Source organism: Domibacillus iocasae (genome assembly GCF_001750285.1).
Classification (GTDB): Bacteria; Bacillota; Bacilli; order Bacillales; family Domibacillaceae; genus Domibacillus; species Domibacillus iocasae.
This window is the reverse complement of sequence record NZ_MAMP01000020.1, coordinates 26,775-50,599: the sequence shown is the minus strand read 5'-3', so window position 1 is coordinate 50,599 and position 23,825 is coordinate 26,775. Positions and strand designations below refer to the sequence as shown.

Sequence of the window (23,825 nt, the reverse complement as noted above, 5' to 3'; positions counted from 1 at the left end):
AATGAAAAAAGCCTTCTTGATGACAAGAAGGCTTTTTCAACATGTATGTGTTGTCCGATCCTTCTCATCTTCCAGACTGCGTGAGTCTGCTGGATTTAGCACCTGACCGTCCGGCTGGTTGCTGAAGCGTCACAGGGCCAGTACCCTCGGCTTCTCTTGATAAGAATTAGGTATAAAATTGTATGAATAATTAAAATTATCATATCGTTTCGAGAACGCTCCGTCAAGAACAATTTTTACTGTGCGAAAGGGATTGTTTATCATACTGTTTTTCTTTTGAAAAGCACGTATGAATAAATAAAAGGAATGAAGACAATCAATATAACGATGATTAGAAAAACGGGTATTCGCATATTTTCCGGTGAAAAAGCGGAAGCCATTAACGCAATCCCGCCCAATATAAAGGCAAAACCGCCGATTCTATGCGTTTTCATCCAGACATGTTCATCCGCCAGCGTCCATGGCGTGCGCAGCCCGAACATGTAACTTGGCCGGATACGGGGCATGTAATTGCCAATCACAACAAATAGTAAGCCGATTAATAGAGAAACAGCCAGGTCCATTTTAACAGTATAGCCAAGTCCATTGGCCAGCGTTAGCAAGTGGACGATAAATAAAAGCGTGATCGACGCATTCATGATAATATGGTAGCTGCCCTTAAATTTTCTATAATTTTGCCGGCGTGGATCGATTTTCGGTGAAGTGATCAAAAGGATGCCGACAAATAGCAGCATAAACGGTCCGAAGAAAGCGCCAAACCATTTAGAGGAATAATCGTCCACTTCTCCTGAAGGCCCCCAATGTGTAGCAATTTGGTCTGGCAAATACGGAAGAGCGAAAAAACTGATAAAAAAAGCAAGCGAGATAATAATCCAAAAATAGCGGTATTCTTTCATTTTTCATTCTCCTTTCCTGATACGTTCATCATCCACATCATAATGTCTTGAAAAACCGTCGTGTTTAACGAATAAATAATATGCTGGCCGCTTCGTTCTGATAAAACAAGTCCTGCTGTTTGAAGGGTACTGAGGTGATGGGAGATACTAGGCTTTTTCATATTGAATTGTTCGGCAATCTCACCGGCGGTCATATCTTTTTCTTTCAACAGATCAATAATTGATCTTCTGGTAGGGTCAGCGAGCGCTTTGAAAACCAGTGTAGCAGACATTTACAGCCTCCTTTATTTAGATGATTATCTAACTATCTAAATTTTAGCATTCGGACACGAAACATTCAAGGAAAACAATGACTGATCTTGGTATAATTTTCTTAAAGAGAGGGATTGCGAATGAAGAAAGAATTATGGCGAAAAGCAAAAGAATTTATTATTGATTTTTATAAAGAAACAGGCAAAGACGGGAAAGATGCGAAGAAAAGGCTTCAAATGGTTCATGATGAGATTGAACAAAGTGGCACCTATTCACACAAATTCGAAGAACTGGAATATGGAGCTAAGCTTGCATGGCGCAATAGCAACCGGTGTATCGGCCGGCTGTTTTGGCAGACACTGCACGTGTTTGACGAACGAAAAGCAAAAACAGAAGCAGACGTATTGTCGGCGCTGGAGCGTCATATGGTCTTTGCTCAAAATGATGGGAAAATCCGTCCAGCCATTACGATTTTTCGCCCCGTTTCAGAAGAGGAAGAAGAATTGCGTATTTGGAATCATCAGCTGCTTCGCTATGCGGGGTATGATTCTGCAGGCGACCCACATTCCCGTCTGTTTACAAAACAATGCGAAGCCCTTGGCTGGCGGGGAGAGGGAAGCAATTTTGACCTCCTTCCATGGGTTGTGCAAATTGGTAATAAGCGGCCTGTCTGGACAGACGTACCGGACCATTGCCGGATAGAAGTAGATCTTGTTCATCCGGATATTCCGGCATTTAAGTCACTTCAATTAAAATGGTATGCGATACCAGTTATTTCAGACATGAGGCTCGAAATTGGCGGGCTCGAGTATAAAGCGGCCCCGTTTAACGGATGGTATATGGGAACGGAAATCGGCGCACGTAATTTAGCTGACAAGGATCGTTATAACAAACTGCCAGCCGTGGCTGAAATCATGGGGCTTGATACAAGGCATGCATCGACGCTTTGGAAAGACAAAGCGCTCGTGGAGTTAAACCTGGCTGTATTGCATTCATTTAAAGAGCTGGGCGTCACGATTGTAGATCATCATACGGCGGCAAGGCAGCATCGAATATTTGAGCAGAATGAAGAAGCAGCCGGCAGAAAATTAACAGGAGACTGGACGTGGCTGATTCCGCCGATCTCGCCGGCCGCCACGCATATTTTCCATCGGTCATATGACAACACGATTCAGTCACCAAACTTTTTTTATCAAAATCCTGCTTATTAATGGGCATGGCTTCCGCCGGTAAAATGTTTTTAACGCCGGTTTCCAATATGCGAACGCCGGAAAAAAGTTATAACGGCGTTCGCGTAGCTATATCGGCTTTAGCGAAAATTTATCGTCGTTAACAAAAAGATATCAGCGATAGCAAAAAACAGGGTACCGTTTCGGCACCCTGTTTTCATTTAAGAAGTAACTTTTTGCAATTTTTTCAGTACATGCAATGAACGTCCTGTGCCGATCGCAACGGATTCCAGCGGGTTTGGTGCTAAGTGAACCGGTACAATGATTTCTTCTGCAAGCCAATCCTGGATGCCGTTTAATAGGGCTCCCCCGCCGCTGATCACAACACCGCGGTCAACGATATCACCGCTCAATTCCGGTGGCGATGATTCAAGTGTAACGCGGATCGTTTCTAAAATGGCTAATAACGATTCACGAAGTGCTTTTTGAATTTCATATGAGCTGACGTTTACGGTTTTTGGCAAGCCGGTCACAAGGTCACGGCCTCGCACATCCATATGCATCTCATTATGCTCAATGGGTGCATAGCCGATTTCAATTTTGACATTTTCTGCTGTCCGCTCACCAATCAATAAATTGTATTCTTTGCGGATGTATTGAATGATATCTTCATCCAGCTTATCGCCGGCTAAGCGGATCGAGTTGCATGAAACGACGCCGCCGTATGAAATAATCGCGACTTCCGTTGTACCGCCGCCAATATCGACGATTAAGTTGGCAATTGGTTCTTCTACAGGAAGATCCGCGCCAATGGCTGCTGCAACAGGTTCTTCAATTAAGTGAACCGTTTTGGCACCGCTTGACTTAATTGCATCCTGAATAGCGCGGCGTTCTACACCAGTTGCGCCAGAAGGTGTACAAACAACGACTGTCGGTTTGCGAATCGTAAATCCGGCTGCTTTTCCGGCTTTTTTCATTAATTCTTTTAACATTTCGGCAGTTACATCGAAGTCGGCGATGACACCATCTTTCATCGGACGCACCGCCGCAATCCGTCCCGGCGTTTTTCCGATCATTTCTTTTGCGTCTTTCCCGACAGCCAATACTTTTTTTGTATCCATATCAAGGGCAACAACGGAAGGCTCATTTAAAATAATGCCTTTATCTTTACTGTAAACGAGCAAATTCGCTGTTCCCAGGTCAATTCCGATCTCAGCTTGTCCTAACATATATTCCATTCCTCCAAACGGCATTTTTTCGCCTGCGCTCATTATAAGGAAGAAAAAGAATAGTCGTACATGGGACAAAAAGATGAATTTTCTTTTATTACAGTCATGACAGAATAAAAAGCTGTTCTTTCAACGAAAATCGCCAGTCCTGTCACAAAAACTTAAATTTTGTTATGGAGACAGGGGGGCTAATGTCATATCTTTTTGAAAAATGAAGCTAGTTCTTTACTATGATCTTTTCTTGTTTTCCGATAGGCAGCACGTGCGGGAGCTGTATCAAACAACCATTTTTCTTCTTCTGATTCCGGTATGATAGTTCCTACTTCTACTGGATGACCATTTTCATCTAATGCGACAAATGTCAAAAATGAAATAGCAGCCACTTCTTCTGCGCCGGTAACGAGATTTTCAGATGTCACGCGGACAAATACTTCCATGCTTGATCGGCCAGTGTGCGTCACCATCGCTTTGAGTGTGACTGTATCGCCAACTTTAATCGGACGGATAAAATCAACAGAATCAGTAGACGCTGTGACGGTTGGATTTCGGGCAAACCGTGTCGCAGAAATAGAGGCGACATCATCAATATGGGCCATTAATTTTCCGCCAAAAAGCGTTCCGTAATAGTTTGTATCCGGGGGAAAGACTTGCGCGGATTTTACTGTTACTGTCTCAGCCATTCGTTTTGTTTCTTTCATCTCTATCACCTATTCCTTCCACGATTTAGTATACATTACGGATACGGCTTCAAAAAGATTTTCACTAATAAAATAAAAAATAGTTGTATTTTAATTCTTTATAGTGTATAAATATAAATATAAACACGGTGACGACACGTTGAGGTGACTTTTATGATCACGATGGAAAAAGCAGCGAAGCTCGATTTAAAAGGGAAAGACTTCCTAAAGCTTCTCGACTTCAGCATTGAAGAAGTGCAGGCGCTTATCGTGCTTGCTGACGATATGAAAAAACAAAAAGAAAAATATTTTGATGCCTTAAAAGGGCAGATTCTTGGCATGATTTTCGAAAAAAGTTCAACAAGAACACGCGTTTCTTTTGAAGCGGCGATTTTGCAGCTCGGCGGTAATGGGATGTTCTTAAGCTCAGACCAGCTGCAAATCGGCCGCGGTGAAACGATTGAAGATACCGGTAAAGTGTTATCAGGCTACTTAGATGGCATTATGATCCGTACACATGGACACGACCGGATTGAAAAGCTGGCAGAAGCAGCATCAATTCCGGTTATCAACGGACTGACGGACTTATATCATCCATGCCAGGCGCTGGCCGATTTATTAACCGTTTATGAGCACAAAGGCGGCTTTAAAGGCAGTAAAATGGTTTATGTTGGCGATGGCAATAACGTCGCACATTCTCTTATGATCGGTGCGGTCATGATGGGAATGGACTTTGCGCTTGCGGCACCAAAAGGATATGAAGCGGACAGCAGCGTGATCCAAAAAACAAAAGAAATTGCGGCCAAAACAGGTGCTGTCGTGACGTTCACGGAAGATCCGAATGAAGCGGTAAAAGGTGCAGATTTCATTTACACAGATGTCTGGACGAGTATGGGCCAGGAAGAAGAATCAGCGATCCGCTTGAATGCATTTGCGCCTTATCAAGTAAATAAAGCACTGCTGGAGAATGCAAACACGGATTGTAAGTTTATGCATTGCCTGCCGGCGCATCGCGGTGAAGAAGTATCTGCTGGCGTGATGGACGGAGAAGCGTCTATCGTGTTCCAGCAAGCGGAAAACCGTATGCACGCCCAAAAAGCTGTTTTATACAGCTTAATGAAAAAATAAAGCAGCACTTTGTTCAGCCGTTATTGGAGAATAGCTGGACGCAAGGAAATACTTATTTTCAGCTGTTATTGGAGAACGGCTGATCCCAACAAAACAATTCAAGCATTCAATTGTCATAGGAGGACATTGAATGCTTTTTTGTTTGGCTTCTTTTTATACAGTATCCCTTTTTCTGTTTCGTTCATGCTAAAATAGAATCAGCTAAACACAAATAAAAAGCAATCACGTATGATGGTGGGCGGATATGGAACAAAAATTAAAAGTTTTTTTAACAGTAGTCAAGCATATGAATTTTTCAAGGGCGGCAGAAGAGCTGTTTATTACCCAGCCTGCAGTAAGCCAATATGTGAAGTCATTCGAAGAAGAGCTCGGGATTAAGCTCATTGACCGGACGAATAAAAAGATCCGTTTGACGAAAGCAGGCAGCCTTGTGGCTTATTACGGCGGAGAGATTTTTACATTAAATGAAAAAATGAAGCAGGCAGTGGAGGATTTGGCCGGCGAAGTGAAAGGGAAGCTGGCCGTTGGCGCAAGCTACTCGTTCGGTGAATACATTTTGCCGCACATTGTGGCGGACTTTTTAGAAAAGTTTCCATCAGTAGATCCCTATATTACGATCGGAAATACACAGGAAATCGCCGAAAAAGTTATTCATAACGAAATTGACCTTGGGGTTGTAGAAGGAACAGTGGCGTCTGAAAAGTTAATTGCTGAGAAAATCGCGACTGATAAAATGTATGTTATTAAAGGAAGAAAAGAAAATACTGAGAAACGTGTTCATTTAAATGAAGAAACATGGATTGTCCGTGAACAAGGATCCGGAACACGTGAAGCTTTTGACTGGTTTGCGGCTAAAAATGGTATCCGGCCGGCGAAAATTCTTGAATTTGGAAGCACGCAAATTATTAAAGAAGCGGTGGAAGCGGGACTTGGAGTTGCTCTGTTATCAGAGTGGACGATCCGTAACGAATTGGAGCTTGAAAAGCTGAAAATTATTGGCGGAGGCAGTCTTTATTACGAGCGGAACTTTTATGCGATCATTCCGAACGCGCCATTTATGACAAAGACGGCGGAAACCTTTTTGAGATTTTTACGAAGAGACTAGCAGATGCTGGTCTTTTTTGTGCAAAAAAGGGCAATAGAATAAAAGTATAGAATCAGACTAAAGCCGCCTCATTATGAGACGGCTTCTTTGAATTGAGTTATGGAAGTTTTGTTTCGCCCATAAGGAAGCGGTCTGTTTCACGTGCTGCTTCGCGTCCTTCATGAATCGCCCATACGACAAGGCTTTGTCCGCGGCGCATATCACCAGCGGCAAAAATGCCTTCTTCGTTTGTGTTGTATTTGCCATATTTCGCAAGAACAGTGTTGCGTGCTGTTGTGTCCACACCGAAGTGAGAGGCAAGCGGCATATCTGTTCCGCTAAAGCCGATCGCCACAAGAACAAGTTCAACAGGCCATACTTGCTCGCTGCCTGCAATTTCTTCCATTGTGTAGCTTCCATCTTCAAGGTATGTTTTTTCCATACGTACCGTATGAAGTTCTTTTAATTTGCCATGTTCATCCGCAACGAATTTTGTTGTCGAAATCAAATATTCACGCGGATCTTCTCCATACACAGCTGCTGCTTCCGCGTATGCGTAATCTAGCTCGAATACATTCGGATACTGCGGCCAAGGGTTATTTCCCTTGCGTGCCATTGGCTGTGCTTCGTGCTTGCCGAACTGGACGACGCTTTTCGCACCCTGGCGAATCGCGGTAGCCACACAGTCAGCGCCCGTATCACCACCGCCGATAACGATGACATTTTTGCCTTCCGCGGAAATCACGCCTTCTTCAGACTTATCTAAAAGACCTTTAATGCTTTTGGTCAAATAATCCATTGCAAGATGAATACCATCTGCTTCGCGGCCTTCAATGACAATGTCACGATGTGTCTGTGCACCAGCACATAAAATAACTGCATCATATTCTTCTTTTAGCTGTTCTTTTGTAATGTCTTTGCCAATTGTTGTATTAACGACAAATTCAATGCCTTCATTTTTCAACAAGTTCACACGACGTTCGACGGTTTCTTTTTCAAGTTTCATAGAAGGGATGCCATACATAAGCAGGCCGCCGATGCGGTCATCACGTTCGAAAACCGTTACAAGATGGCCAGCTTTATTTAATTGGTCTGCTGCAGCAAGTCCAGCAGGACCGGAACCAACAACAGCGACACGCTTGCCTGTGCGGCGTTTTGGAGGATTAGGAACGATCCAGCCTTCTTCAAAACCTTTGTCGATAATCGCTTTTTCAATTGATTTAATCGCAACAGCAGGATCGCTGATGGCAACAGTACAAGATCCTTCACAAGGAGCAGGGCAGACACGGCCTGTGAACTCTGGGAAATTGTTTGTTTTAATGAGACGATCCAACGCTTCCTTCCAATGGCCGCGGTAAACAAGGTCATTCCATTCTGGGATCAAGTTGTAAAGAGGGCATCCGGATACAGTGCCTCCAATCATCTGGCCAGTGTGGCAGAAGGGAGTCCCGCAGTCCATGCAGCGGGCCCCTTGAATTTGTAATTCCTGTTCAGGAAGTTTTGTCGTATATTCTTTCCAGTCTTTTACCCGTTCAGCCGGATTGCGCCCTGGTGCTGTTTTACGATCATATTCGATAAAACCGGTAGCTTTCCCCATCAATTCATTCTCCTTTCTTACGCGTTTTCAACGACTGGCATTTTTTTCTCTGTAAATGCGGCATATTTCGCATCAGCCGTTTTCATTCCTTGCTGCTCGTAGTAAGAAATGGATTTCATCATTTCTTTATATTCATAAGGGATAACACGGATAAAGTTATTTTTCTCCGTTTCCCAGTTTTCTAAAATAGAAACGGCAATCGGGCTGCCTGTCCATTGAACGTGGCTTGTAATAAGCGCTTTTAGTTCAGATTCTTCCTGTGTGCCGTCCAGTGATTCTGTTAGGACCATTTCACGGTTTACACGGCTTTCCGTATATTCCCGTTCCGGTGCGTATAGGTAGGCAATACCACCTGACATACCAGCAGCAAAGTTACGGCCTGTTGGACCAAGAACAACGACGCGTCCACCAGTCATGTATTCACAGCCGTGGTCGGTAATTCCTTCCACCACAATGTCAGCGCCACTGTTACGTACGGCAAAGCGCGTACCGGCACGGCCATTAATAAAGGCTTCACCTTTTGTTGCGCCATACAAGTTTACGTTTCCACAAATCGCATGTTCATGCGGTACAAGGTTGGCGTCACTATGCGGACGGACAATGAGGCGCCCGCCTGACAATCCTTTTCCGAAATAATCATTGGCATCGCCATTTACAGCGAACGTCAAGCCTTTTGGAAGGAATGCGCCGAAACTTTGGCCGGCAGAACCATTAAATGTGAATTGGACGGTATTTTCCGGCAGTCCCTCTGCACCGTATGCAAGTGTAACAGCCGATCCAGTAATAGTACCTGCAGCACGGTCTGTGTTGACGATGTCAAATTCTCCTGCAACTACTTCTTTATTTTCAAGTGCTGGACGAACAGCATCTAATAGAAGACGACGGTCAATCGTACGGTCTAATTTATAATCCTGATCCTTCGTTTTGTACTGTTTTTGACCCGGTTTAAGCGGAGTCATGTACAGAAGAGGGAACAGGTCTAAATATTTGGCTTTCGGATGCTGATCCTTCCGTACATGTGGCTTCAATACTTGTTTTTGCCCGATCATTTCATCGATTGTCCGGAAACCAAGTTCAGCCATCAATTCACGAATTTCACGTCCAACAAACGTTAAGTAATTTACAACATGATCCGCATCGCCCGTAAATTTTTCACGAAGCGCAGGATTTTGTGTTGCAACCCCAACCGGGCATGTATCCATATGACATACGCGCATCATAACGCAGCCGAGGACAACAAGCGGTGCTGTCGCAAAACCGAATTCTTCAGCACCGAGAAGAGCTGCCATAACCACATCACGGCCGTTCATTAACTTTCCGTCTGTTTCAAGCGTTACTTTTTCACGCAGGCCATTCATAAGAAGAGTTTGGTGTGTTTCAGCTAAGCCGATTTCCCACGGAATACCTGCATGTTTAATACTTGTTTTCGGAGAAGCACCTGTACCGCCTTCATAGCCGCTGACAAGAATAACATCAGCCAAGCCTTTAGCTACACCGGCTGCAATCGTGCCGACCCCAGTTTTAGCTACCAGCTTTACGTTAATACGTGCATTATGGTTTGCGTTTTTTAAATCATAAATAAGCTGCGCTAAATCCTCAATTGAATAAATATCATGATGAGGTGGAGGTGAAATCAAGCCAACCCCTGGCGTTGAGCCGCGTGTTTCTGCAATCCAAGGATAAACCTTTTTACCAGGCAAATGTCCGCCTTCACCCGGTTTCGCGCCTTGAGCCATTTTAATTTGAATCTCTGTTGCTGTATTTAAATATTCACTTGTGACACCGAAACGGCCGGATGCGACCTGTTTAATCGAACTTGAGCGCATGTCCCCGTTAGCATCCTTCGTGTAACGAGCCGAATCTTCGCCGCCTTCACCGCTATTGCTTTTCCCGCCTAAACGGTTAAGGGCAATCGCCAATGATTCATGTGCTTCTTTACTAATAGAACCGTAAGACATCGCACCGGATTTAAACCGTTTAAAGATGTTTTCAAGCGGTTCAACTTCCTCAAGCGGAATTGATGGACGGGCAGAGAAATCAAGGTCAAGCAAGCCGCGAAGGAACATAATGTTTTCTTCGTTTACGAGCGATGAATATTGTTTATACAACTCATAATCATTCGTCCGTGATGCGTGCTGAAGCATATGAATGGTTTTCGGATTAAACGCATGTTTTTCACCTGTGCGCCTCCACGCGAACTCACCGCTTGAATCAAGCGTTGGATCACTGAATTCGCCTTTGCCAAACGCGTCGTGATGACGGGCGAGTGTTTCTTGTAAAACGACATCAAGTGTAATGCCGCTAAGCGCTGTTGTTGTGCCAGTGAAGTACGTTTCAATGACATCATGTCCAATACCGACCGCTTCAAAAATTTGTGCGCCGCGGTAACTTTGAACGGTTGAAATACCCATTTTTGCCATAACTTTAATAATGCCGCTTGTTGCTGCGTAGTTATAGTTTTTCTCTGCTTCTTCTGATGACATGTTTTGAATCGTGCCATCTGCCACCATTGAGCGCAAAGATGCGATCGCAAGGTATGGGTAAATAGCATCTGCACCGTAGCCGATCAAGCAGCAGAACTGGTGAACATCACGCGCTTCTGCTGTATCAAGAACAAGGCTGACATTTGTACGGCGTCCTGTTTTAATCAGATGGTGGTGAAGCCCACTTACTGCAAGAAGCGCAGGAACCGCTGCTTTTTTATTTGAAACGCCACGATCCGATAAAATCAAGATTGACGTACCTGTTTCAATAGCCGCATCAGCCTGCTTAAACAATTGAGTCATGGCATCAGACAATGACGCTCGACCTTTCGTATTAAAAAGAAGAGAAAGTGTTTCAGTTTTAAAAGCTTCTTTTTTATTGAACGAAATTTTATTCCACTCTTTTTCGCCAAGAATCGGCGTTTCTAAACGAATACGACGGCTATTTTCGGCAGAAGGGGTCAAAATATTCCCTTCATTGCCAAGAAGGGTCATCATAGAAACAACGTTATCTTCACGAATTGCATCAATTGGCGGATTCGTTACTTGAGCAAATAACTGTTTAAAGTAGTTATATAAAAGCTGTGGACGTTCGGACAAAATCGCGAGTGGCGCATCATAGCCCATGGAGCCGATCGGATCCGTTTTTTCAGTCGCCATCGGAGCAATTTGTTTTGTCAGTTCATCATACGTATAGCCAAATGCTTTATGAAGGTTCAGCATTTCAGTTTCACTGAAAGACTTTTCCTGCGCATCTGACGGTTCTTCAAGATCTGTAATGTGCGTTAAATTATTGTCAAGCCATTCACGATAAGGCTCAGCTGTTGTGATTTCCTGCTTAATTTCTTCATCAGATACGATGCGGCCTTCTTCTAAATCAACAAGAAGCATTTCACCCGCGCTGACCGTTTCTTTTTTTACAATGCGTTTTTCATCGACTTCGATTGTGCCTACTTCAGATGAATAAATGATGTGATCGTCATCTGTCACGTAGTAGCGGGCCGGACGTAGTCCATTACGGTCAAGAATCGTTCCGATTTTGCGTCCGTCTGTAAACGAAATGGATGTTGGGCCATCCCAAGGCTCCATTAGACAGCTGTGGTATTCATAAAAAGCTTTTTTTGGATCCGCCATATGCGGATCGCGGTCCCACGGTTCTGGAATCAGCATCATTGCTGCATGAGGGAGCGACCGGCCTGACAGTGTTAAAAACTCAACCGCATTATCAAGCATCGCCGAGTCACTGCCGTTTGTATCAATGATTGGCAAAAGATCTTTATACTGATCACCGAACAATTTTGAATAGCCGGCTTTTTCACGTGCCTGCATCCAGCTTACGTTTCCGCGGTTTGTATTGATTTCACCGTTATGAATTAAGTAGCGGTATGGATGCGCACGTTCCCAGCTCGGAAATGTATTCGTACTGAAACGTGAGTGAACGAGTGAGAAAGCCGACTGATAGTCTTCTTTCGCAAGATCGATATAATATTGATCAATTTGTTCCGGTGTGAGCATGCCTTTATAAATAATTGTTCGCGTGGAAAAGCTTGGAATGTAAAACGTGCCTTTCACATCCGGATTGCGTCCGATTTCATTTTCAATGCGTTTTCTCATTATATAGAGCGCGCGTTCAAAATCTTTCTCTGTTTTGTGTTTTGTATTTTTTTCAACGAATAGCTGCATCACATAGGGAGCGATGACGAGCGCTTCTGGTCCAGCCGCTTCCGGGTTAACCGGTACGTCACGCCAGCCGAGAAGTTTTAAGCCTTCTTCATGGATAATCAATTCTGTTTCTACTTGAATTTGCTCACGTTCTTTTTTATTTTTAGGAAGAAAGAACATGCCAACTGCATATTCATACGGAGCAGGTAATATAATATTCGAATTTTCACATTCTTTACGGAAAAAATCATCGCATATTTGCAGCATAATCCCTGCACCGTCGCCTGTTGTTCCGTTCAAGTTGCCGCCACGATGTTCTAAGCGGCAAAGCATATGAATACCATCCTGCACAATTTTGTGGGATGGGCGTCCTTTTATATTTGCGATAAAACCGATACCGCATGCGTCATGCTCATTTTGTGGGTCATACAAGCCCTGTTTTTCTGGGTAACCGTGTAGATTCATGTTGTGCACCTCCGCGTTCAAATCATCTTTCTCTGTTAGTATTTATTGTAAAGACGATAAATGATACAATCAATATATTATTAATCGTTTATTCATCTCAAAATGATATGATTCGAAGGGTGTGTTTATAAATGGAAATGAGGCAAGTGAAATATTTTATGGAAGTAGCGCGTCAAGAGCACGTTACAGAAGCTGCATTTCTTCTTCATGTCGCCCAGTCAGCGGTCAGCCGCCAAATTGCGAAGCTTGAAGATGAACTGGGAGTGGAGCTTTTTTTAAGAGAAGGGAGAAGTGTGCGTTTAACTCATGCCGGCCGTATTTTTTATGATCATGCTGTTATTGCCATGGAAGCAATGGATAAAGCAGTGCAGGCTATTGAGGATTATTTAAATCCGGAAGCCGGGAAAATTCGTCTTGGCTTTCCGAATTCGCTCGCGACGAAAACATTGCCTCGGGTCATTTCTGCTTTCCGAAACCAATACTCAGATGTCGGTTTTGATTTTAAGCAAGGTTCGAACCGGGAACTGCGTGATCGAGTGGAAAAAGGCGAAATTGATCTTGCATTTGTATCTCCTGTTCCGGAACCGACAGCTGATATTAATACACATGTTTTTTTCTCAGAACATATGAGGGCATTAATTCCGACCCACCATCGTCACGCTAAGCAAGTATCCATTAACTTACGGGACTTGATGGATGACCAGTTCGTGTTGTTCAGAACAGGATATGATATGCGGGCGCTCGTCATTGATGCCTGTAAGCAGGTGAATTTTGAACCAGCTGTTGCATTTGAAAGCGACGATATATATACAATTAAAGGCCTCGTAGAAGCGGGACTTGGTGTCAGCCTGCTGCCGGAGACCCTTTTGATTGACCAGACACCGGTAGGTACGGTCAGCATCCCGGTCAGTGTGCCGCGGGTGACTAGAACGGTTGGCGTCATTATAACTAAATCGAGAACACTGCCGCCATCCGAAAAGTTATTTTATGAATTCCTCATTAAATATTACAACCGGTTGAATGAATTTAGTTTATAACAGAAAAGATCCCGTGCCGCAAATAAGCGGAACGGGATCTTTTCTGTAGTGTCATGACACCCAATTGCCGTTGCGGAAAACGGGTTCAAGGGTGCCGTCTGCTTTTATGCCATCAATGTTCATCTCAGCGGAACCAATCATGAAGTCGACGTGAGTGATGCTTGTATTTAAGCCGTTTTTCTCAAGCTCATCCTGCGACATTTCTTTGCCGCCTTCAATACAAAATGCGTATGCACTGCCGATGGCTAGATGATTAGATGCATTTTCATCAAAAAGTGTATTGAAAAACAAAATGCCTGCATTTGAAATCGGCGAGTCATGAGGGACAAGTGCCACTTCTCCTAAATAGTGAGAACCTTCATCCGTATCCACAAGCTGCTTCAACACGTCTTCGCCTTCTTCGGCGGTTACATTTACTATACGTCCATTTTCAAATGTAACAGTAAAACCGTCGATAATGTTTCCTGCATAGCTGAGCGGCTTTGTTGCTTTTACGTAGCCGTTGACACCTGTTTTCACAGGAACAGTAAACACTTCTTCTGTTGGCATATTCGCCATAAAGCTGTGTCCCTGCTCGTTTGTGCTGCCTGCGCCTACCCATAGATGTGTGTCAGGAAGATCGATCGTTAAATCTGTTCCAGGCGCTGTATAATGAAGCGATTTAAAATGCTGCTGGTTTAGTACAGCCACTTTTTCACAAAGGCGCGCATCATGATCTTTCCATGCTTGAACCGGATCAGCATGATTGGCACGAACCGCTTTGAAAATTGCTTCCCAAAGAGCTGGAATCCGCTCCTGTTCAGGAAGCTCGCTGAAAACTTTATCGGCCCAGTCTTTTGAAGGAGCAGCGATCACCGTCCAACTTACTTTGTCTGACTGGATATATTCCCGATATTTTTTCATTGCGGCACCTGCCGCTTTTTGGTAAGCAGCAATGCGTTTTCCGTCGACTCCTTTTAATAAATCCGGCCCGGACGACACGATCGACATAAACGCCGCCCCTTTTTGGGCAAGCGACTCCATCATTTGTTTGTTCCAATCCGGGAATTCATGAAATGCTTCTTCCGGAGCAAGAGTATATTTCAATTTGGAAACGGCATCGTCGCTCCAGTCGACATACACATGTTTAGCGCCTGCTTGGTAAGCTTTTTCAACAATTAAACGGACAAGCTGTGCTGAATCAATTGCTGCCCGGACGACAAGTGTCTGTTCCGGCTGAATGTTTACACCTGTTGAGACTGCTAGTTGCGCGTATTTTTCTAATTGTTCCTGAAAATTTTCCATCGATAGTCTCCTTTATATAGGTAGTATAGTTATTTTATCAAAAAAAACGCTCCATTACGTAGTGGAAGCGTTGGATTCTAAAAAGATACGCAGCATGTCTTTATCGGCTAAAAAATCATTCAGTGTATAGCGGTCCAGCACTGCCATAAAAGCTTGCAGCGCTTCTGCAAATACATGCCGCAATCCACAGATCGGTGTAATCACACAACGGCCGGGATCAACAAAGCACTCAACAAGATGGAAATCATCTTCTGTTTTTCGGACAACTTCGCCAATATTGATATCAACTGGATTTTTAGCAAGCCGGATGCCGCCATTGCGTCCTCGGATCGTTTCAACATAACCAAGCTTGCCAAGTTCATGCGTCACTTTCATTAAATGATTTTTTGAAATATTGTATGCAGATGCAATTTCTCTAATGTTTGACAATTCCCCATCTTCTTTTGCCCCTAGAAAAACAAGTAATCGAAGTGAATAATCCGTATAAAGTGTTAATTTCATTTTCCTCACCTATCCTATATACCTATTATGTCACGTGAAAAGAATAATGTGCAATTGTGAATATTTTTAAAATATACATTTTAGATATTGTTTTTGCGTTTCTAATAACATATAAATAAGATGTATATAAAATACATCTTTTAAAAGAATACGGGGGAATTATCGTGCTATCACAAAAAAACATTGATATTATTAAATCAACAGCTCCTATTTTAGAAACACACGGTGTTGCCATTACAACTTATTTTTATAAAACAATGTTTGAAGCGCATCCGGAATTATTGAATATTTTCAATCATGCCAACCAGTCTCAAGGGCGCCAGCAGACGGCTCTTGCTAATACGGTTTATGCAGCAGCGAAGTATATTGATCAATTAGAAGTATTGCTTCCGGCAGTAAAACAAATCGCACATAAGCACCGCAGCCTGGCAATTAAACCGGAGCATTATCCAATTGTAGGAGAGTATTTATTAAAAGCGATTAAAGGCGTATTAGGTGACGCTGCAACTGATGAGGTCATTGGAGCGTGGGAAGAAGCCTATCATGTGATTGCCCAAGTATTTATTAATGTAGAAAAAGAAATGTATGAAGAAGCGGAACAGCAGAAAAACGGCTGGAAAGACTTTAAAGAGTTTTATATAGAGAAAAAAGTCGAAGAGAGCGCAGTCATTACATCTTTCTATTTAAAAGCAAAAGATGGCACGCCCGCGCCGTCTTATTTGCCAGGACAATATATTACAATCCGAACAGCGATTCCAGGGGAAGAATTTTTAGTGAACCGCCAGTATAGCTTGTCACAGGCACCGGGAAGTGACAAATTACGTATTTCCGTTAAACGTGAAGCGGATCGCGATCCACAAGGAAAAGTTTCAAATTTTTTACATAATCAATTAAAAGAAGGAGATACACTTGAAGTAAGTGCGCCGGCTGGTGACTTTTATTTGGAAAAAGGTCCACAGCCTGTTGCGCTTATCGCGGGTGGCGTCGGTGTGACACCGATGATGGCGATGCTCGGTTCCATTGCTGAAAATGAGCCGGACCGAAAGACGGTTTTCATTCAAGCGGCTCGTAACAAAGAAGGGCACGCATTTGGAATTGAAGCAGCAGAAAAAATCAGCCAATTATCGGACGGGAAATTGTACGTTGCGTACGAAGAGAAAAAGAATGAGTCTGACGTATGTGATGTGACCGGTTATATTAGCAAAGACTTTTTGCAGGAAGTCATCGATTCAAACAGCATTTGCTACATTTGCGGACCTGTACCATTTATGAGGGCTGTTATGCGGCATTTAACGGAGCTTGGCTTTACTGAACAAAATGTGAAATACGAATTTTTTGGCCCGGCTATAGCTCTTCAGTCTTAAACAAAAACCGTAGAACCCGTATTAGGTTCTGCGGTTTTTTATTATGATCCATGTTTTTTTGTGTGTAAAGTGTATTTAATACGTCAGGGTATTCAGGACGGCTGATCAGATAGCCTTGAACCGAATCGCATCCTAATTTTTTTAAAACGCTCATCTATTCCTTTTTTTCCACACCCTCTGCCACCACAGACAGCTTAAACAGTTTAGCAAGCTGAATGATCATTTTAACCAGAGCCTTGTATTCGAAAGAAGTATGAACACCATCAATAAAAGACTTATCAATTTTTAATGTATCAATCGACAGTTTTTTTAAATAAATGAGGGAGGAAACACCTGTACCGAAATCATTAAGCAAAATGGAAATCTCAACTTTTTTTAGCAAATGGATCACATGAAGCTCCTTATCAAAATACTCGATGATCGCTGTTTCTGTTATCTCTAACTCCAGCTGATGTGCCGGAAGTTGATAGTCATAAAGAATTTTGCTAATCATTTCAGGGAGACTGTCCGATAAAAACAGTGGGGCTGAAATATTGACGGCCACCCGTTTAATTGGATGCCCTGATTGATTCCATTGTTTCATTTGCCGGCATGCTTCCTCTAAAATCCATTTCGTCAGCTCGAAAATAATGCCGTTTTTTTCAGCGGCCGGAGTAAAAACCACGGGGGACACATTGTCGGGAACAGGACTGTTCCAGCGAATCAGTGCTTCGTCAGAAGCAATTGAATGCTCAGTAAGATTGAATTTAAGCTGATAGCATAAATAAAACTTACCATTTTGAAGGGCGCTTCGAAAACTCATGGCAAGCTGGCATTCCAGATCCTGATGATGAAAGAATAAATGGTAGAGGGCGATATTGTTTTTCCCATGGTTCTTTACGTGGCGCAATGCCGGCTCTGCACGAAGCAAAAGAGTGTGACAATCAGATCCATCTTCCGGGGCCAATGCCACACCGGCTGAAAAAGTAAGGGAGACTGGTTCGCTGAATACGTGAAAAAGTTTTGTAAAGATAAAAATTGTTTGGAAAGAATCCTTTGGATTTTTCGCCTGCTGTGTGTACCGGGAATGGCCAGAGCGAATTTGTTTCCTTCAAGTCGCGCAGTCAAACTATGAGCGGGAGCTGAAAAAAGACGTTGTAAAAATTTAATAATAAGTACATTTGAATAAAAAGGAGAATGTTATAAAAAGGAAAAATATTAAAGAAGACAGAATCACTAAGTTTATCATGGCTGTAAAGACCTCTTTCTCATCTGAGTTACACTTATTTTAGAAAATATATGTAAATCTAATGATAATATTTTATTATTTTTTCGAAAAATAAAAGATCAGAATGTAACAGTTTTGCCATTCTTTTTCTTTGTCGAAACGTGTAAAATATTCTTTAAATGAATGATAGTAAAAAAAGTCTATGGAAATAAGGAGTTAGCATATTATGGATAAATCTTCTCTTGTTGGTATTATTTTAGGTATTATTGCGGTTGGAGTGGGTATGGTTGCCAAAGGGGTCAGCCCATCTGTTCTCATGAACCCGGCCGCCTTTTTGATTATTGTCGTCGGCACAGTAGCAGCTGTAACAATTGCTTTTCCGGGATCCGATTTGAAAAAAGTTCCTAAGTTATTCGGCATTTTGTTTAAAGATCAAAAAAGAATGAGCCCGCAGGAAGTAATCGGCTTATTTACAGGATGGGCTGAACTTGCCCGTAAAGAAGGGTTATTGTCTCTTGAAACAAAAATGAGTGAAATTGAAGATGATTTTTTGAAAAATGGTATGAGCCTGGCGGTGGACGGCCAAAGTGCAGATTATATCCGCGATGTGCTTAGTGAAGAAATTGCGGCAATGGAAGACCGCCATGCGTCAGGGGCGGCGATCTTTACACAAGCTGGCACATACGCACCGACGCTTGGAGTGCTCGGTGCCGTTATTGGTCTTATTGCGGCGCTCGGCAATATGGCTGATACCAATGCGCTTGGTCACGCCATTTCAGCGGCATTTGTAGCTACATTGCTTGGGATATTTACCGGATATGTTTTATGGCATCCTTTTGCGAACAAATTGAAGCGTAAATCGGGTATGGAAGCGAAAGTAAAAGAAATGATGGTGGAAGGCATTCTTTCAATCTTAGAAGGAGAAGCGCCGCGTGTCCTTGAGCAGAAGCTGTCTTCTTATCTGCCGGCGGATGAAAAGAAAAAATTACTGAATGCCGATGGAGGTGGACAAGGAGATGGCGAAGCATAAAAGGCATAAAAAGCATGAAGAGCATGTAGATGAATCATGGCTTATACCGTACGCGGATTTACTGACGCTGCTGCTTGCTTTATTTATTGTTTTGTTTGCGAGCAGCTCCGTCGATGTCCAGAAGTTTCAGGCCCTTGCAAATGCTTTTCAAAATGAGATGGAAGGCGGCACCGGCGTTCTCGATTTCCCAAGCCCGGTTGCTGATCCTGCCATGTCTGAAACAGATGAGCAAGAGAATTTAAAAGCGGCGGATCAAAAAGAATTGCAGGAAATGCAGGAAAAAATGACAGCATATATTAAAGAAAATAATTTGCAGGATAAAGTGGAAACGACGTTGAATGGCGAAGGGCTGCTTTTGCGTATACGCGATAATGTCTTATTTAATTCTGGTGAAGCTGAAATTCAGCCTGCCCATCTTGGAAACGCAAAAGAAATTTCTCAACTGCTCGTCATGGATACCCCACGCAGCATTATTATAAGCGGTCATACAGATAATGTACCGATCAGCACAGCACAATTTGACTCGAACTGGGAATTAAGCGCGATGCGTGCCGTTAACTTCATGAAAGAAATTTTGAAAAATGAACAGCTTGATCCACGTTTATTCAGTGCAAAAGGATATGGAGAATATCAGCCGATCGCTTCAAACGACACGGCTGATGGACGGGCGCAGAACCGGCGGGTGGAAATTTTAATTTTGCCGCAGGGAGAAACTGATCAATCTACAAATTCTTCGATTCAATAACAGAATGGGGTGAATGAACCCTTTCTGTTTTTTTGTTTAAAGGCTGAATCTCTGGGTAAACTTCTTACTGTAAATAAAAAAGAAAGTTAACAAAGAGAGGAGAAACACTGATTATGGGTAAGAAAATTGCTGTTTTAATTACAGATATGTTTGAAGACGTAGAATACACGGAGCCGGCAAAAGCTTTTAAGGAAGCTGGGCATGAACTGATTAATATTGAAAAAGAAGCTGGAAAAACCGTGAAAGGGAAACAGGGAGAAGCGACAGTTTCAATCGACAAAGGGATCGATGAAGTGAATTCTTCCGAGTTTGATGCACTGTTATTACCAGGCGGTTTTTCTCCAGACCAGCTACGGGCGGATGACCGCTTCGTTCAATTTACAAAAGAATTTATGGATGCGAAAAAGCCGGTTTTTGCCATTTGTCATGGACCACAGCTGCTCATTACGGCAAAATCACTTGAAGGCCGTGATGCAACAGGGTTTAAATCTATTCATGTTGATCTTGAATACGCTGGAGCCAATCTTCACGATGAGGAAGTTGTCGTCTGTCAAAATCAGCTTGTAACAAGCCGTCAGCCAGAGGATATTCCAGCATTTAACCGTGAATCATTAAAGCTGCTTGCTCAATAAGTAAGCTGAATACTGAATATTAAAGACCGCCATGCTGCGGTCTTTTTTTGTGAAAAAATATCGGTTTTTTAGGGGAATAGATGTATAATAGGTTTTATGAACTATTAGTTTTTACTTACTTATTAAAGGGGTGTCATCATCAATGAGAAGTTTACGGGGAAAACTTTTATTAAGCTTCGGTATTTTAATTATATTAGCGGTTATCATTTCGGCAGTGAATCTCGTTTCGATTTCGAGCTTAAATAATAATACCGAAAATCTACTTTCAGAGACATTGCCACAATTGTTGAATGATGAAAACATTTCACCTGAAAATGCACAGCAAATAGCAGCAGAAAGTGAAAATGTTATCGCGTATGGTCAGCGTTCAATGGCCATCAGCCTTATTCTAGCGATCGGGTCTTTAGCAGGCGGTCTTTTATTAGCCTTGGGAAGTGTCCGTGCCATTACTCGTCCACTGAAAGAAGTGGCTGCCCGGATGAAAGAAATGGCTGCGGGCCATGTTCAAAATGAGCCTCTTCACACAACATCAAATGATGAAGTCGGTCAGCTTGTTTTAGCCGTGAATGAAATAAACAGCCAGCTTGTCTCAATTTTTTATGATATAAATGGCGTCTCGAAAAAAGTAGAAGAAGAAAGTGCATCGCTTCATCAACAATCAGATCGGGTTCAGCAGGAAACGGGCCAGGTCGCGGCGATGATGCAGCAAATGTCTGCAGGTGCAGAAGAACAGGCTCAGTCGGCTGCCACGTTAACAGAAATGTTTGGAAAGTTTGTCGAAGATATTTCAATTGCCGCGATGAGCGGTGAAGAAGTAAAACAAGGCGCGTCGGATATGGTCTCTTTAACCGATGAAGGGGAAAGAGAAATGAAGCAGTCGGTTGATCAAATGAATACAATTTACCAAAACATGACGAATGCGCTTGAAAAAGTAAAAGGGCTCGATGACCGAATGAAGGATATTACGGAACTCGTCAGCATTATACGACAAGTGGCAGAACAGACAAACCTGCTTGCCTTAAATGCAGCCATTGAAGCGGCTCGGGCCGGTGAGCATGGGCGTGGTTTCGCCATTGTCGCGGATGAAGTGAGGAAGCTGGCTGAGCAAGTAGCTCAATCCATCATAGGCATAAATGATATTATTGCAAGTGTGCAGCAGGAATCCGCTGAAGCGGTTGTGACGCTCGAAAGTGGCTATGAACTTGTCTCGAAAGGAAGCAGCCAAATTACCGGCACTGGCGAGAAGTTCAGTGAAATGAAGAAGCGAATCAGCCAGGTAAGCACAAACATTACAGCCATTTCAGATTCATTATATGTCGTTATGGATCATACTGTAAAAGTGAATCAATCCATTTCAAATATTGCGGCGGTTTCTCAAGAATCAGCAGCAGGAATTGAAGAAGCAGCTGCGAGTGTACAGGAAACGAATCGATCAGTGGATGCTATTTCGCACATTGCTGCGCAACTCGATCAGCATTCCAGCGAATTAGGTGATCATATTGAAAGATTCCAGGCGGGAAGCAGCCGCAAAGTAGGTTTAAATATAGAAGAACCAGAAGAAGTATGAGATGAAGAAACAAACGAAAAAACCATTGAGTAAATAAAAGAAAAAGATACCCGCAGCGGCAGCCAGCGGGTATCTTTTTTATTTGCGCAAATTTCCGAGTTCTTCTGCAATCGCCTGCATTTCATTTGGACTGAACGACTGCTTGCGCATAACTAAATCGTAAATGTCTTTCAAGTCTTCATAAGAAGATGTGCTGAAATGTTCCGGGCTGATGGCGCCTGTATTCACCATCCGGAGCTTTGTTGTAATTTGATCGACCATATACTTAATATTTTGAGCTGATTTTATGCTTAAATCCACGACGTTGTCACCTTTTTCATTTTTTTATAATCATTCCATGTTTTGCAGCACTTGTCAATAAAGCAGAAAATGCGATTAAGCTGCGCGCTTTTCTTCTTTGATTTTCTTTAAAATACTGTGTGTTTCTGCAATGACAACACCTGACAATCCAAGCAATCCGACTAAGTTTGGGAGCGCCATCAAACCGTTCATAATATCAGCGATTGTCCAGACAAGTTCAAGGCTGGTAACCGCACCGACGAACACGGCGAGTACGAAAACGATGCGGTAATATTTCACAACTTTTTTGCTGAATAAATAGGAGAAGCATTTTTCCCCATAATACGACCAGCCGATAATTGTCGAAGAAGCAAAAAACAGCAAACCGATCGCGACGACATAAGAGCCGGCTGAACCAAGAAATGCGTTAAAGGATGCCGTAGTCAATTCGCTTCCTTTAAGGCCGGAATTGTATTGCCCGGCTAAAACAATGATTAATCCGGTAATCGAACAAATGACGATCGTATCGATAAATACTTGGGTCATTGAAACGAGTGCCTGGCGGGCAGGCATATCCGTTTTTGCTGCGGCTGCTGCAATTGGGGCAGAACCAAGCCCTGCTTCATTTGAGAATACTCCGCGTGCAACCCCATAGCGTATAACAGTTCCGAGCGCACCGCCGGCGACAGCTTCTCCTGTGAAAGCATCGGTGAATACTAATACCAGTGCAGCTGGAATATCAGCCAGATTCATTGCTAAAACAGCTAAGCCGGCAATCACGTAAAAAGCAGCCATTACGGGGACGAAAAAGGCGGTGACACGGCCAATGCTTTTAATGCCTCCAAGCAATACAAGTCCCGTAAAAATCATTAAGACAAGCCCTGTTATCCAAGGGGGGACATTAAACGTTGAGTTAACAACTCCTGCAACCGAATTTGCCTGGACAAGGTTACCGATACCGAATGCCGCAATTGCACCAAATAAAGCAAATAAGACACCAAGCCATTTTTGGTTCAGTCCATGTTCCAAATAATACATCGGACCGCCGGACATCTCGCCGTCCTCATCTTGCACACGGTACTTAACAGCCAGAACCGCTTCTGTGTATTTTGTGGCCATTCCAAAAAAAGCGCTGATCCACATCCAGAAGAGTGCGCCCGGACCACCCATCAGTACAGCTGCTGCCACACCGACAATATTTCCGGTTCCGATGGTCGCGGCGAGAGCTGTCATTAGTGCTTGAAATTGGGAGATGTCTCCTTCTGAATGGGTGTCTTGATTTTTGCTGAACGCAAGCTTAAGTGAATAAGGCAGAAGGCGTATTTGTAGAAAGCCAATGCGCACCGTAAAATAAATACCAGTACCGATAATAAGAACTAAAAGCGGCAGACCCCAAATAAACGAACTGATCCTGCCAAGCATTTCTATTAGCTTATCTTGTCCCATAATACTCTCTCCCTCTTTAGTTTTTCACTATAAAAAACAACTCTGAAAAACCCTGCATTATTTAAATAAAATTTATTTTTTAACAATATGT

20 protein-coding genes and 1 riboswitch are annotated in these 23,825 nt (G+C 43.0%); of the genes, 9 read left to right on the top strand and 11 right to left on the bottom strand.

Annotation, left to right across the window (positions count from 1 at the left end; genetic code table 11):
• Positions 1 to 61 precede the first annotated feature (61 nt).
• Positions 62 to 166: riboswitch (SAM riboswitch) on the bottom strand.
• A 94-nt stretch (positions 167 to 260) separates the two neighbouring features.
• Complete coding sequence (locus BA724_RS07170; protein WP_069937985.1) at positions 261 to 896, bottom strand: SdpI family protein; 636 nt, start codon at positions 894 to 896, stop codon at positions 261 to 263.
• Complete coding sequence (locus BA724_RS07165; protein ID WP_069937984.1) at positions 893 to 1,168, bottom strand: autorepressor SdpR family transcription factor; 276 nt, start codon at positions 1,166 to 1,168, stop codon at positions 893 to 895. The genes BA724_RS07170 and BA724_RS07165 overlap by 4 nt, the downstream gene beginning before the upstream one ends.
• Before the next feature lie 120 nt (positions 1,169 to 1,288).
• On the opposite strand from BA724_RS07165, the gene BA724_RS07160 reads away from it, so the two are divergent.
• Positions 1,289 to 2,359, top strand: coding sequence for a nitric oxide synthase oxygenase (locus BA724_RS07160; RefSeq protein ID WP_069937983.1), 1,071 nt, complete (start codon positions 1,289 to 1,291; stop codon positions 2,357 to 2,359).
• Between the two features lie 179 nt (positions 2,360 to 2,538).
• Here BA724_RS07160 and mreBH read toward each other — a convergent pair whose 3' ends face one another.
• Both mreBH and BA724_RS07150 read right to left on the bottom strand, forming a co-directional pair.
• Positions 2,539 to 3,546: a rod-share determining protein MreBH gene (mreBH, locus tag BA724_RS07155; protein ID WP_069937982.1), complete on the bottom strand. Its 1,008-nt coding sequence runs from the start codon at positions 3,544 to 3,546 to the stop codon at positions 2,539 to 2,541.
• Between the two features lie 194 nt (positions 3,547 to 3,740).
• Complete coding sequence (locus tag BA724_RS07150; protein WP_069937981.1) at positions 3,741 to 4,244, bottom strand: acyl-CoA thioesterase; 504 nt, start codon at positions 4,242 to 4,244, stop codon at positions 3,741 to 3,743.
• 153 nt (positions 4,245 to 4,397) lie between these two features.
• Between BA724_RS07150 and argF the strand changes: the two genes are divergently transcribed.
• Complete coding sequence (argF, locus tag BA724_RS07145) at positions 4,398 to 5,351, top strand: ornithine carbamoyltransferase (RefSeq protein WP_069937980.1); 954 nt, start codon at positions 4,398 to 4,400, stop codon at positions 5,349 to 5,351.
• Positions 5,352 to 5,595: 244 nt separating this feature from the next.
• Positions 5,596 to 6,456, top strand: a complete 861-nt coding sequence (locus BA724_RS07140; RefSeq protein ID WP_069937979.1) for a LysR substrate-binding domain-containing protein — start codon at positions 5,596 to 5,598, stop codon at positions 6,454 to 6,456.
• A 97-nt stretch (positions 6,457 to 6,553) separates the two neighbouring features.
• Here the strand turns inward: BA724_RS07140 and BA724_RS07135 are convergent, their stop codons facing one another.
• Positions 6,554 to 8,032 carry a glutamate synthase subunit beta gene (locus BA724_RS07135; RefSeq protein ID WP_069937978.1) on the bottom strand — a complete coding sequence of 493 codons (1,479 nt, stop codon included), beginning with the start codon at positions 8,030 to 8,032 and terminating at the stop codon, positions 6,554 to 6,556.
• 17 nt (positions 8,033 to 8,049) lie between these two features.
• The gene (gltB, locus tag BA724_RS07130) at positions 8,050 to 12,642 is read right to left on the bottom strand and encodes a glutamate synthase large subunit (protein WP_069937977.1); all 4,593 of its coding nucleotides are present in this window, start codon (positions 12,640 to 12,642) and stop codon (positions 8,050 to 8,052) included.
• 131 nt (positions 12,643 to 12,773) lie between these two features.
• Here gltB and gltC point away from each other — a divergent pair, with 131 nt between their 5' ends.
• Positions 12,774 to 13,679 (top strand): glutamate biosynthesis transcriptional regulator GltC, encoded by a 906-nt coding sequence (gene gltC, locus BA724_RS07125; RefSeq protein WP_069937976.1) that lies wholly within the window; start codon positions 12,774 to 12,776, stop codon positions 13,677 to 13,679.
• Between the two features lie 51 nt (positions 13,680 to 13,730).
• Here the strand turns inward: gltC and BA724_RS07120 are convergent, their stop codons facing one another.
• Both BA724_RS07120 and BA724_RS07115 read right to left on the bottom strand, forming a co-directional pair.
• On the bottom strand, positions 13,731 to 14,963 hold the full coding sequence (locus tag BA724_RS07120) for an aminopeptidase (RefSeq protein ID WP_069937975.1): 1,233 nt from the start codon (positions 14,961 to 14,963) through the stop codon (positions 13,731 to 13,733).
• A gap of 54 nt (positions 14,964 to 15,017) precedes the next feature.
• Positions 15,018 to 15,464, bottom strand: coding sequence for an RrF2 family transcriptional regulator (locus BA724_RS07115; RefSeq protein ID WP_069937974.1), 447 nt, complete (start codon positions 15,462 to 15,464; stop codon positions 15,018 to 15,020).
• 164 nt (positions 15,465 to 15,628) lie between these two features.
• Here BA724_RS07115 and hmpA point away from each other — a divergent pair, with 164 nt between their 5' ends.
• Positions 15,629 to 16,828, top strand: a complete 1,200-nt coding sequence (gene hmpA / locus BA724_RS07110) for an NO-inducible flavohemoprotein (RefSeq protein ID WP_069937973.1) — start codon at positions 15,629 to 15,631, stop codon at positions 16,826 to 16,828.
• Between the two features lie 154 nt (positions 16,829 to 16,982).
• On the opposite strand, the gene BA724_RS07105 is transcribed toward hmpA, so the two are convergent.
• Positions 16,983 to 17,774: an EAL domain-containing protein gene (locus BA724_RS07105; protein ID WP_069937972.1), complete on the bottom strand. Its 792-nt coding sequence runs from the start codon at positions 17,772 to 17,774 to the stop codon at positions 16,983 to 16,985.
• Between the two features lie 487 nt (positions 17,775 to 18,261).
• Here BA724_RS07105 and motA point away from each other — a divergent pair, with 487 nt between their 5' ends.
• The 4 genes from motA to BA724_RS07085 all read left to right on the top strand — a co-directional run bounded on the left by motA (position 18,262) and on the right by BA724_RS07085 (position 22,009).
• Positions 18,262 to 19,065, top strand: coding sequence for a flagellar motor stator protein MotA (gene motA / locus BA724_RS07100; protein ID WP_069937971.1), 804 nt, complete (start codon positions 18,262 to 18,264; stop codon positions 19,063 to 19,065).
• Complete coding sequence (gene motB, locus BA724_RS07095) at positions 19,052 to 19,810, top strand: flagellar motor protein MotB (protein ID WP_069937970.1); 759 nt, start codon at positions 19,052 to 19,054, stop codon at positions 19,808 to 19,810. Before motA ends, motB begins: the two co-directional genes overlap by 14 nt.
• A 113-nt stretch (positions 19,811 to 19,923) precedes the next feature.
• The gene (locus BA724_RS07090; protein WP_069937969.1) at positions 19,924 to 20,442 is read left to right on the top strand and encodes a type 1 glutamine amidotransferase domain-containing protein; all 519 of its coding nucleotides are present in this window, start codon (positions 19,924 to 19,926) and stop codon (positions 20,440 to 20,442) included.
• Between the two features lie 142 nt (positions 20,443 to 20,584).
• Complete coding sequence (locus BA724_RS07085) at positions 20,585 to 22,009, top strand: methyl-accepting chemotaxis protein (protein WP_069937968.1); 1,425 nt, start codon at positions 20,585 to 20,587, stop codon at positions 22,007 to 22,009.
• A 78-nt stretch (positions 22,010 to 22,087) separates the two neighbouring features.
• On the opposite strand, the gene BA724_RS07080 is transcribed toward BA724_RS07085, so the two are convergent.
• Positions 22,088 to 22,309 carry a DUF1128 domain-containing protein gene (locus BA724_RS07080; RefSeq protein ID WP_069937967.1) on the bottom strand — a complete coding sequence of 74 codons (222 nt, stop codon included), beginning with the start codon at positions 22,307 to 22,309 and terminating at the stop codon, positions 22,088 to 22,090.
• 75 nt (positions 22,310 to 22,384) lie between these two features.
• Entirely contained in the window at positions 22,385 to 23,734 is a 1,350-nt protein-coding gene (locus tag BA724_RS07075) for an alanine/glycine:cation symporter family protein (RefSeq protein WP_069937966.1), read from the bottom strand.
• Positions 23,735 to 23,825: the final 91 nt, after the last annotated feature.